The 10,668-nt window shown below is 75.9% G+C and carries 7 protein-coding genes and 1 pseudogene; 2 read left to right on the plus strand and 6 right to left on the minus strand.

Going from position 1 to position 10,668, the window contains the following annotated elements; genetic code table 11:
• Positions 1-99 precede the first annotated feature (99 nt).
• Positions 100-465 carry a cupin domain-containing protein gene (locus ACFW1I_RS10535; RefSeq protein ID WP_384668437.1) on the minus strand — a complete coding sequence of 122 codons (366 nt, stop codon included), beginning with the start codon at positions 463-465 and terminating at the stop codon, positions 100-102.
• A 174-nt stretch (positions 466-639) separates the two neighbouring features.
• Here ACFW1I_RS10535 and ACFW1I_RS10540 point away from each other — a divergent pair, with 174 nt between their 5' ends.
• The gene (locus ACFW1I_RS10540) at positions 640-1,077 is read left to right on the plus strand and encodes an SPW repeat protein (RefSeq protein WP_384668439.1); all 438 of its coding nucleotides are present in this window, start codon (positions 640-642) and stop codon (positions 1,075-1,077) included.
• Positions 1,078-1,263: 186 nt separating this feature from the next.
• Positions 1,264-2,551: pseudogene (locus ACFW1I_RS10545) on the plus strand (ATP-binding protein).
• 3 nt (positions 2,552-2,554) lie between these two features.
• Here ACFW1I_RS10545 and ACFW1I_RS10550 read toward each other — a convergent pair.
• The 5 genes from ACFW1I_RS10550 to ACFW1I_RS10570 all read right to left on the minus strand — a co-directional run bounded on the left by ACFW1I_RS10550 (position 2,555) and on the right by ACFW1I_RS10570 (position 10,619).
• Entirely contained in the window at positions 2,555-3,466 is a 912-nt protein-coding gene (locus ACFW1I_RS10550) for a carbohydrate kinase (RefSeq protein WP_384668442.1), read from the minus strand.
• A gap of 5 nt (positions 3,467-3,471) precedes the next feature.
• Positions 3,472-7,089: a glycoside hydrolase family 32 protein gene (locus ACFW1I_RS10555; protein ID WP_384668445.1), complete on the minus strand. Its 3,618-nt coding sequence runs from the start codon at positions 7,087-7,089 to the stop codon at positions 3,472-3,474.
• A gap of 97 nt (positions 7,090-7,186) precedes the next feature.
• Complete coding sequence (locus ACFW1I_RS10560) at positions 7,187-8,701, minus strand: glycoside hydrolase family 32 protein (protein ID WP_384668448.1); 1,515 nt, start codon at positions 8,699-8,701, stop codon at positions 7,187-7,189.
• Entirely contained in the window at positions 8,698-9,705 is a 1,008-nt protein-coding gene (locus ACFW1I_RS10565) for an ABC transporter ATP-binding protein (RefSeq protein ID WP_384668451.1), read from the minus strand. Before ACFW1I_RS10565 ends, ACFW1I_RS10560 begins: the two co-directional genes overlap by 4 nt.
• Complete coding sequence (locus ACFW1I_RS10570; protein ID WP_384668484.1) at positions 9,702-10,619, minus strand: ABC transporter ATP-binding protein; 918 nt, start codon at positions 10,617-10,619, stop codon at positions 9,702-9,704. Before ACFW1I_RS10570 ends, ACFW1I_RS10565 begins: the two co-directional genes overlap by 4 nt.
• Positions 10,620-10,668: the final 49 nt, after the last annotated feature.

The following is a 10,668-nucleotide window of genomic DNA, read 5'->3' on the forward strand; positions in this document are numbered from 1 at the left end:
CGCGCGCCCCGCCCGCCCGCCCCCCGCCCCCCCGCCGCGGCCGCCCCCCCCCCCCCCCCCGGCCGCCCCCCCCCCCCCCCCCCCCGACCGGCTCCCGTCTCAGGAGGTCTTGGCGTAGTCGCCGAAGCCGACCCAGTCGAGGGCCACGCAGGGTTCGTCGCCGACGACCCAGGCGTCGTGGCCGGGGGTGACCTCCATGAACTCGCCGGGGCCGAACTCGTCCTCCTCGCCGGTGTCCATGACGACATGGATGCGGCCGCTGACCACGTAGCCCACGTGCGACGCCTGGCAACTGTCCGTCCCGGCGATCGGTTTGACGTGCTTGGACCACTGCCAGCCGGGTTCGAACACGGCGCGCCCGACGGCGCCGCGCTCCGTGCTGAGCAGGTCCAGCCTGCCCTTGCCGTCCTCGAAGGGGCGGGTCTCGTCCGCTGAGTCGAAGCTTCTTCGTACGATGCCGGTCATCGTGTCCGCCTCCCGGCGGTGCGCGGGTGCCCCGAGTCCTCTCCCAGCGTACGCCGGGGCGGGCGGCCGTTCTCGTTCCCGCTTCACATAAGGAACATATAAGCGCACAATGGGACTGCGGCCTCGTGCCGCGAGCGCGGTCCGACGCAGTACGCCAGCAAGGAGGCGAGTCACATGGCCGACGTCTCTCACCGTCCCGGTGACATCTCGGGACACCCCGACGCGACGGAGATGCGCGACCGCTACGCGCAGATCCTGCAGACCAGAGGAGTGGCCGCCGTCGAGGAGCTCGTGATCCTCGCCGGAGTCTGGATCGCGGTCTCCGCGTACACGGTCCACTTCGCGGCCGCCAGGCCGGAGCTGGCCATCACCAACCTGGTCGTCGGCATCGCGCTCGCGGTCCTCGGCCTGTGCATGTCGATGGCCCCCGAGCGCTCCCAGGACCTCAACTTCGTGGTCCTGCTGCTCGGCGCCTGGACCATCGTCGCGCCCTGGGTCGTCACCCGGAGCCCCGACACCGGCATGGTGCTCAGCAATGTCATCACGGGCGCGTGCGTCTGTCTGTTCGCCCTCACCGCGGGCGGACTGCTCATGAGCAAGCGCAGGACGTGAGGCCCCTGCCTCCCGCCCGTACGGCGGCACTCCCCCGGGAGCGCCGCCGTACGCATGCGCGCCGCTCCGCCCAGTGACGAAGCGGCGCGTTTCCCCGTACCGCCTTGTGCAGGATGGCGCAGGCCCCGCCGCCCGGCCCCCGCCTAGCCTCGCCGCAACGAGAGCACACGAGGGGCGGTACCACCGGTGAACTGGCACATCCACGACTACCGCGAGAGCGATCTCGCCGCCGTCGTCCATCTGATCGACACCACGGCCGAGCTGGGCCAGGAGTCCGTCTTCTCCCTCGCCGAGTGCATCGGCGCCCTCACCTCCCGCCAGCCGGCCGTCGTCGCCGTCCACCAGGGCGTGCCGATCGGGGCCGCGCTCGCCTCCGTCTCCGGGGAGCGCGCCTGGGTGATGCGGATCGCGATCGCCTCCGCCTGGCGCGGCCGGGGCCTGGCCAGCGCCCTCCTGGTGGAGCTGGAGCGCAAGCTGGTCGCCGCCCGGGTGGGCCGGATCGCGTACGTCCTGCCGGAGGAGGAACTGCTCGGCGAGGGGCTGCTGAACGCCGGCTACACCCGCCAGCCCGCGGTCGCCTACTTCGAGAAGACCGAGCCGCTGCACGGGCCCGCCGCCGGGCTCCTGGACGATCTCGGCGGCCGGCTGCTGCCGGGCGACCTGTGGGCGAAGGTGGCCGGCATGGAGCGGGAAGGACCTGATCGAGCGGCGGGTGGTGCTGCCGCTCGCCGAGCCGGAGCGGGCCGGCCGGCACGGGGTCCGACCGCCCCGGGCGATCTGCCTCTTCGGCCCACCCGGCACCGGCAAGACCACCTTCGCCCGGGCGGTGGCCTCCCGGCTCGGCTGGCCGTTCGTGGAGATCCTGCCGTCGCGGCTGGCCGACGGCGGCAACCTCGCGGCGGCGCTGCGGACCGCCTTCGCGCGGATCGCGGAGCTGGACCGGGTCCTGGTCTTCATCGACGAGGTCGAGGAGATCGCCCCGGTCCGCACCGAGCCCGCGCAGCCGGGCGGGCTGCACGGCGTCACCAACGAGCTCCTCAAGCTGATCCCGGGCTTCCGGGAGCGCGACGAGCGGCTCCTGGTGTGCGCGACGAACTCGGTCCGCTCCCTCGACCCGGCCTTCCTGCGGCCCGGCCGCTTCGACTACCTGATCCCGATCGGTACGCCGGACAAGGCCGCCCGGGCCGCGATCTGGTCCCGCTACACGGACGGCCGGCCGGAGGTGGACGTCGACGAACTGGTCCTCGCCAGCGATCTGTTCACCCCCGCGGACATCGAGCACGCGGCCCGGGTCGCCGCCCAGGCGTCGTTCGAGCGGGATCTGCTCGCCGTAGGCGGCCGGGACGCGGACGTCCCGGCGCCGGGCGCGAGCACGGCGGACTACCTGGCGGCGATCGCCGCCGCCCGCCCGACGGTGACGCCGGAGCTGGTCGAGGCGTTCGCGGCGGACATCACCAGCCACGCCCGGACCTGACCGTCACCCGGCGGCGAGCGCCGCGTCCAGCTCCGCGCGGTCCGGCGGCCGGGCCCCGGCCCGGGAGACCGTGACGGCGGCCGCCGCCCCCGCCCTGGCCAGCAGCCCGGCGAGGTCGTCGGCGCCGAGCGCGGCGAGTCCGGTCCGGTCGCGGCCGGCCAGCGCGTCGAGGACGGCCGCCATGAAGGAGTCGCCCGCGCCGACCGTGTCGACGACGGTGACGGGCGGCGCCGCGGCCGCCACGGTGTGTCCCCGGGTCACCGCCAGCGATCCGGCGCCGCCGCGGGTGACGAGGACGACGGCCGGGCCGAGCGCCAGCCAGCGCGCGGCGACCGCCTCAGGGGCCTCGCCCGGGTAGAGCCAGGCCAGGTCCTCGTCGCTCGCCTTCACCAGGTCGGCGAGGGCCACGCACCGCTCGACCCGGTCCACGGCCGCGCCGTGCTCCCCCATCAGCGCGGGCCGCACGTTCGGGTCGTAGCTGACCGTGGCCGTGGGCCTGAGCCGCCCGGTCAGGGCGAGCACGGTGGCGGCACCCGGCGCGGTGACGGCCGCGATCGAGCCGAGGTGCACGTGCCGCACCGGGCCGTCGGTCGTCGGCGGCTCGTCGGCGGTCAGCGTCCAGGCGATGTCGAAGGCATACGCCGCCTGGCCTCGCCCGTCGAGGGTGACGACGGCCGCCGGGGTGCGGGCGGGGGCGCCGCCGACGGCGACCCGCACCCCGGCGCCGGCGAGGTGCCCGGCGATCAGCCGCCCGGCGTCGTCGTCGGCGAGCTGGGTGAGGAGGGTGGTGTCCCGGCCGAGCCGGGCGAGGCCGTAGGCGACGTTGGCGGGACTGCCCCCGGGGTGGACGACGTCGGCGGCCCCCGGCTCGCGGACGATGTCGGCGACGCACTCGCCGATCACCAGGAAGGACATGCGGTTCACAGCTCCTTGGCGTAGGTGTCCTGGTGGCCGGCCCGGCCGCCGAAGACGTTCAGGCCGACGTGACCGGACGCGAAGGCGGCGCCCGGGTCGGTGAGGTCGATGATCCCGTCCCCGTCGAGGAAGACCCGGATCCGGGTCCCCTGGTGGACGACCCGCAGGTGGTACGTGACCCCGTGCCGCACGAGCAGCGGCACCCGGGCGAGGGCGGCCGCGTCGTCGAAGGAGCCGCCGCGCCGGACCACCAGCCGGACGGCCCGCAGGTCGGGGTCGACGTTGAGGACGTATCCGTCGGCGCCGTCCGCGGAGGCCCGCCACAGCAGCGAGGCGGCGCCGCGCACCCCGTCGGCGCCGCCGAGCCGCAGCAGGGTGACGAGTTCGAGGTCGGCGAAGCGGCGGGTGGACAGGGCGTCGCTGTCCCGGTCGAAGACGCAGGTCGTGCCCGCTCCGGTGGGCTCCCAGCGCCCGGCGGGCGTCACGGCGAGCGCGCCGAGGTCGGTGCGGAACTGCCCCGGCGGCGGGGCGGGCGGCAGCGTCCGCCCGGGGGCGCCGCCGACCCGGCAGGTGGGGGCGAGCGGGTGGTGGGCGAGGGTGACGAGCCGGACGGTGCCGCCGTCGGCGGTGAAGGAGAGGCCGGCCGCGTCCGGGTCCGGCAGCACCAGGCCGGTGAGGACGGCCTCCCCCGCGCCGCCGAAGACCTCCACGGAGGACGAGTCGACGACGATCCGCAGCCGCACGGTCCGGCCGCCGCCCGCCTCGGGCACGGCGGCGAGCGGGGCCTCGGTCCGGCCGGCGAACCAGCGGGTGAAGTCGGTGCGTCCCGAGTCGGCGCGGTCGAGGTACAGGCGGGCGCGCCCGGGGTCGTATCCGACGCGGACGCCCTGCCCGTCCTTCCCGCGCAGCAGGAAGGCGCAGTCGGTGGCGAACCCCGCGGCGGGGAAGGCGAGTTCGGCCTCGATCTCGTACGCGGTGCCGGTGAGTCCGGCGCACGGGTCGGGGAGGCCGGGTCCCGCGGTGAGGCCGGTGCGGACGGTCGATCCGGTGCGCAGGGCGGCGAGTTCGGCGACGGGCCACTGTCGCAGGACCGGGTGGCCGGCGGGTCCCGCGGTGAGGGAGAGGGTGCGCGGGACGCTGTGCTGGCCCTGCCAGGGGCCGGTGGGGGCGCTGAAGGGGTAGTCCCAGTTGGTGGTCCAGCCGAGCCAGATCCGGCGCCCGTCGGGGCTGTTGTCGAAGGTGATGGCCGCGTAGAAGTCGCGGCCGTGGTCGCTGCGGAGCCAGCCTCCGGGGGCCTGGTCCGGGGTGAAGGCGGTGCCGTCCCAGGTGCCGGTCAGATACACGGCGGCGGAGCCGTCGGTGGCGCGGACGGCGCCGGTGGAGAGCGTGAGGACCCAGGCGGTGCGGCCGGGGTCGCCGTCGACGGGCAGCGGGAAGAGGTCCGGGCACTCCCAGACGCCGGCGGTGACCCAGGGGCCGTAGCCGAAGGAGCTGACGTGGGTCCAGTGGAGCAGGTCGCGGGAGGTGAGGAAGCGGACGTGGTCGCCGCCGGAGACGACCATCACCCACTGGTCGCGGGCCTCGTCGCGGAGCACCTTCGGGTCCCGGAAGTCCCAGCCGCCGTCCGGTCCGCCGGGGTTCCCGACGAGCGGCTCCGCGCCGCCGTACCACTGCCAGGAGCGGCCCCGGTCGGTGCTGTAGGCGGCCCGCACGGACTGGTTCCCGCCGATCCGGTCGGGGTGGTAGGCGGTGTAGTACGCGATCAGACCGGCCCCGCCGCCGAAGAGCCCGGAGGCGTCGTGGAGGTCGGCGACGGCGCTGCCGGACCAGCAGTGGCCGTGGACGTTCCACTCCAGGGCGCGCGGCAGGGAGCGCCAGTGCAGCAGGTCGGTCGAGACGGCGTGCGCCCAGCGCCCCTTGTCCTGGTGGAAGAGGTGGTACTCGCCGTCGAACCGGACGAGCCCGTTGGGGTCGCTGGCGGAGCCGGACCGCTGGGAGTGGTGGAAGGCGGGCCGGTACGGCTCGGTGAAGTGGTCGCGGGAGTCCCCGGCGTACACCTCGCGGAAGAAGGCGGTGCCGCCCTCGGCGACGAGTCCGACCGTCGCGCCGGTGGTGGCGGCGGGCGCCCGGAGGCACCGGACGCCGTCGGCGTAGACGGTGAACTCCCCGTCCAGGAGGTGGACTTCGAGGCGCACGAGGTCGCCGTCGCGGATCGGGCGGACGGGCGGCGGGCTGCCGGCGAGGAGGGAGCCGCGGGCGTGGTCGAGGAGCCGGACGGCGCCGGCCTGCCGGTCGAGGAGGATCGCGTGTCCGCGGACCAGGAGTCCGGCGGCGCGGGCGCCGGCGAGCCGGACGTCGGCGGTGACGACGAGGCCGGGCCCGTCCGGGGCGGGCGCGGTGCGGACGCCGTCGTGCCCGCGGAGGCCGGCGAGGTCGCGGGTCCAGGTGCCCGACTCGGTGGTCCCGCCGGGGAGTTCGGTGGCACCGGGCGCGGTGACGTCGTCGTACGACACGCGTCCGTTGTAGGCCAGCAGGCCGTGCCGGCCGGAGAGGTGGGGTGCGGGGTCCGGGTCCTCGGTGTCGATGACGGGGGCGTAGCCGTCGGGTCGGAGGAAGTCGCTCTGCCAGTGGACGCGCAGTCGGCGGCCCTCGGCCTCGACGCGGAGGCGGTGGACGGTGCCGGGGAGGACGGGGACGGCGTGGGTGGCGAGGGTGACGTTGCCGTCGACGCGGTAGAGGCGCAACCGGCCCTGGTTGGGGTCGACTTCGACGGCGTACCCGCGGCTGCCCGAGGCGTCGGCGCGGACGAGGAGGGCGGCGACCGCGTACGGGTCGTGGACGACGACGTCGGCCTGGAGGGAGGTGTCGTACGCCTCCTCGGCGGCGAGGGTGCGGAGGTTGGTCCCGGCGGGCGCGGCGGCGGTGAGGCCGAGCGGGGTGGGCGTCCAGCCGGGGTCGCCGGTCCAGCCGGTGAGGTCGGTGGTGACGGTCCAGGCGCGGAGCGGTCCGAGGAGGACGGTCCCGGCGGCGGCGAACAGGCCGGTGTGGCCCGCGCGGTGGCGGTGGTCGCTCACGGCGAGCACCGAGCGGCCGTCGACGTGGACGGTGAGGGCGGGCCCGTCGGTGGCGACCTCCAGGAGTTCGCCCGGTCCCGCGGCGCCGGAGGCGAGGAGGGTGCCGTCGGCGAGGTCGGTGAGCCGGACCTGCCCGTTGGCGGGCTCCAGGGTGAGCGCGTAGCCGGTGGAGCCGTCGGGGGCGGCCCGCAGCACGAGTCCGCCCCGGGCGTTCGGCGTCGCCGGGTCGGCGGCGACCCGGAGCGCGAAGCCGGACCGGGCGCCGGTGCGGTGCTCGGTCATCGCGAGCGCGGTGCCTCCGGCGGGGGCGGCGGCCCGCTGCCCGCCGTCGGCGGTGCGCTGCCAACTCCCCCGGTGCGGAAGGGGATCGGGTACGGGCGAGGTCACCGCGCCGAGCGGCGCGGCCGTCTTGCGGCGGGCCTGCGGGACGGATCCCGGGGGTACGGCTCCGGCGGGTGCGGCGGTCAGGGCGAGGGGCAGGGCGGCGAGCGTCCCGGCGGCGAGCACGGCCCGTCGGGAGGGGGTGGCGGGGGAAGGGACGTGGGTCATGGGGGGCCTCCTCGGCGGTGGGTGGCGCGTGAGGACGACAGGGGGACGGGGGCGCGCGGCGCGGCTCGGCCGCGCGCCCCCGGGGGGAACGGGCCCGTCAGGGCCAGAGGGCGCGGGGACCGGTGAAGACCGGGGCCATGTGCCAGGCGTCCAGGCGGTGGACGTGCGTCTCGCCGGTGGCGGTGAGGGAGACGCCGACGGCCTCGTCCGGGCGGGTCGGGTAGACGCGGGAGGCGAGGGCGCGGCCGCCGGCGAAGATCTCCAGGGCCGAGTGGTCGACCAGGACGCGGAGTGCGACGGTGCCGTCGGCGGCGAGGGGCACGTCGCCGGAGCGCGGGGTGGTGTCGGTGTCCGGGTCGAGGCTGCTCGCCTCGCGGCGCAGCCGGAGGGTGGCGGTCGGGGCGGCGCCCGCCCGGGCCAGCTCGACGACGGTGCGTTCGGCGCCGTCGGGGGTCTCGCGGACGCCGAGCCGGAGCACGGCGCCGGGGGCGAGGCGCAGGGTGGCCTCCAGGTCGAGCTGGTCGCCCCGGACGGCGTCCAGGGCCTCGGCGGGGTCCGGCCCGGGGGTGAAGGGCCCGACGGCGACGTGGTCGCGGCGGAGCCGGGCCAGTTCGGGGACGGGCGCCTGGTGGAGGGCGCCGTCGGCGCCGAGGGTGACCAGGCGGGGCAGCGACATGACGCCGGACCAGCCGGCGCGGGCGGTGGCGTCCTCGCCGCGGCCCTCCTGGAGCCAGCCGAACATGACGCGGCGGCCGGCGGCGTCGCGGGTGGACTGGGGGGCGTAGAAGTGGTTCTGCCCGTAGTCGAGCCGGTGCAGGGCGGTGGGGGTGAAGCGGTCGCCCTCGTACCGTCCGGTCCAGTACAGCGGGTGGTGGGTGGTGCCCTCGTCCCAGGCGGAGAAGGCGAGGACGTCCGTCCCCTCCACCCGGAAGAGGTCGACGCACTCCCACATGGTGCCGGTCCAGTCCGGCTGCCCCGCCCGGCCGGCGTTCGCGTCGCCGGTGAGGAGGGGGCCCACGTACCGCCAGCTGCGCAGGTCGTCGGAGTCGTACAGCAGCGCCGTGCCGCCCTGACCGCGGAGGCCGGAGCCGACGAGCTGCCGCCAGCGGCCGTCCTCCTTCCAGACGCAGTGGTCGCGGTAGGCGGTGAGGTCGAGGCCCTCCGGCGGGGCGGCGATCACCGGGTTGCCGGGGTCCTTGGTCCAGTGCCGGAGGTCGGGGGTGCCGGTGGCGACGCAGGGCAGTTCGCGGTCGCCGTGCCGGCCCGAGTAGACGAGGGTGGGGACGCCGTCGTCGTCGACGAGGACGCCGGACCAGCAGCCGTCGCGGTCCGGGCCGGTGGCGCCGGGGACGAGGGCGACGGGTTCGTCGGTCCAGGTGACGAGGTCGGTGGAGGTGGCGTGGCCCCAGTGGATGCGGTGGTGGGCCGGGGCGAGCGGATTGTACTGGTAGAAGAGGTGGTAGACGCCGTCCCGGTGGGTGAGCCCGTTGGGGTCGTTGAGCCAGCCGCCCGGCGAGGTGAAGTGGAAGCGGGGGCGGTGCGGGTCGCGAGAGGCGCGCTCGGCGAGGTCGTCGGCGAGCGGCTGCGACGCGGTGATCAGGTCGTGGGTCATGCGGCGGTGGTCTCGGCTTCCGGGGTGTCCGCGCCCTGCAGGACGCGGTGGGCGATCTCGCGGGCGGGGGCGTACAGGTGGCAGCGCACCCAGTGCGGCTGCCCCTCGTCCTCGCCGACGACGTGGCGTACGGGGGTGGTGGTGCTGCAGGTGCCGTCGTCGTACGGGCAGGACTCGGGGTCGAGCACGGCGGCCCGCAGGCGGGCGCGCTCGGCCTTGTCGTAGCCGGTGCGCCGCCGCGGGTCGGGCACGGCGGAGAGCAGCAGCCTCGTGTACGGGTGGGCGGGGGCGTCCATGACGGCGAGCGCGTCGCCGCCCTCGACGAGTTCGCCGGCGAACATGACGGCGGTGGTGTCGGCGAGGTAGCGCGCGGAGCCCAGGTCGTGGGTGATGTACAGCAGGGACAGGTCGCGTTCGTCGCGGAGCCGGCGCATCAGGTTGAGGACGCCGACGCGGACGGAGACGTCGAGCATGGAGGTGGGTTCGTCGGCGAGGAGGACGCGGGGGCCGACGGCGAGGGCGCGGGCGATGGCGACCCGCTGGCGCTGGCCTCCGGAGAGTTCGTGCGGGTGGGCGTCGAGGTGGTCGGCGGGGAGGCCGACCTCCGCCATCAGGTCGGCGAGCCGGCCCCGGTCGGCGGGGTGGCCGTGCAGGACGAGCGCGCGGGTGAGGAAGTGCTCCACGCGGTGGACGGGGTTGAGGGAGCCGAAGGGGTCCTGGAAGACCATCTGGACGGAGCCCCGGTAGGCGCGGCTCGCCCGGCGGCGTTCGGTGCGCAGCACGTCCTCGCCGTCCAGGAGGATCTGTCCGGCGGTGGGCCGTTCGAGGCGGGCGACGCAGCGGGCGATGGTGGACTTGCCGCTGCCGGACTCGCCGACGAGGGCGGTGACGCGGCCCCGGTCGAGGTCGAGGTCGACGCCGGCGACGGCCCGGACGCGGCGGCGGGAGAAGACGGAGCCGACCTGGAAGTCCTTGGTGAGGCCCCGGATGCGGAGGAGGGTCATGCGGTGGCGCCTTCGGTGAGGGCGGCCCAGTGGCCGGGGGCGAGCTCGCGCAGGTCGGGGATGTTGCCCGAGCAGTCGGACCGGTCGGCGGGGCAGGCGAGGTGGAAGCCGCAGCTGTCGGCGGTGCGCGGGGCGTCGAAGAGGCCCGTGAGGGTGGCGCGGGGGCCGGTGAGCGGCGGGAAGGCGCGCATCAGCGCCTCGGTGTAGGGGTGCCGGGGCCGGGCGAAGAGGGCCTGGGCGGGGGCGAGTTCGACGATCCGGCCGGCGTACATGACGCCCATGCGGTGGGACATCTCGACCATGAGCGACATGTCGTGGGTGATGAAGAGGACGGAGAAGCCGAGTTCGCGCTGGAGGTCGGCGATCTGGGCCATGATCTCCTGCTGCACGACGACGTCGAGCGCGGTGGTCGGCTCGTCCATGATGAGCAGTTTCGGGCGCAGGGCGACGGCCATGGCGATGACCACGCGCTGGCGCATGCCGCCGGAGAGCTGGTGGGGGTAGGCGCGGAGCCGGTCGGGGCTGATGCCGACGAGGCCGAGGAGCTCGGCGGCGCGGTCGCGGGCGGCCCGTTTCCGCAGCTTCTCGTGGGTGGTGAAGATGTCGGCGATCTGCTCGCCGATGGTGAGGACGGGGTTGAGGGAGTTCATCGCGGACTGGAAGACCATGGCGATCTCGCGCCAGCGGAAGGCGCGCAGCTCGCGGTCGTCCAGGGCGAGGATGTCGCGGCCCTGGAAGAGGACGCGGCCGGCGGTGATCTCGGCGGGTTCCTTGAGGAGCCGCATGACGGCGTTGGCGAGGGTGGACTTGCCGCAGCCGGACTCTCCGGCGAGGCCGAAGACCTCGCCGGGGCCGATGCTGAAGGAGACGTGGGGGGGGGCGGGGGCGGGGGGGCCCGCGCGGCGGGCCGCCACCGGGGGGCGGGGGGGGGCGGGGAGGGGAGGTTGGGGTGCGTCCGGCGGG

The organism is Streptomyces sp. NPDC058955 (assembly GCF_042741435.1).
Classification (GTDB): Bacteria; Actinomycetota; Actinomycetes; order Streptomycetales; family Streptomycetaceae; genus Streptomyces.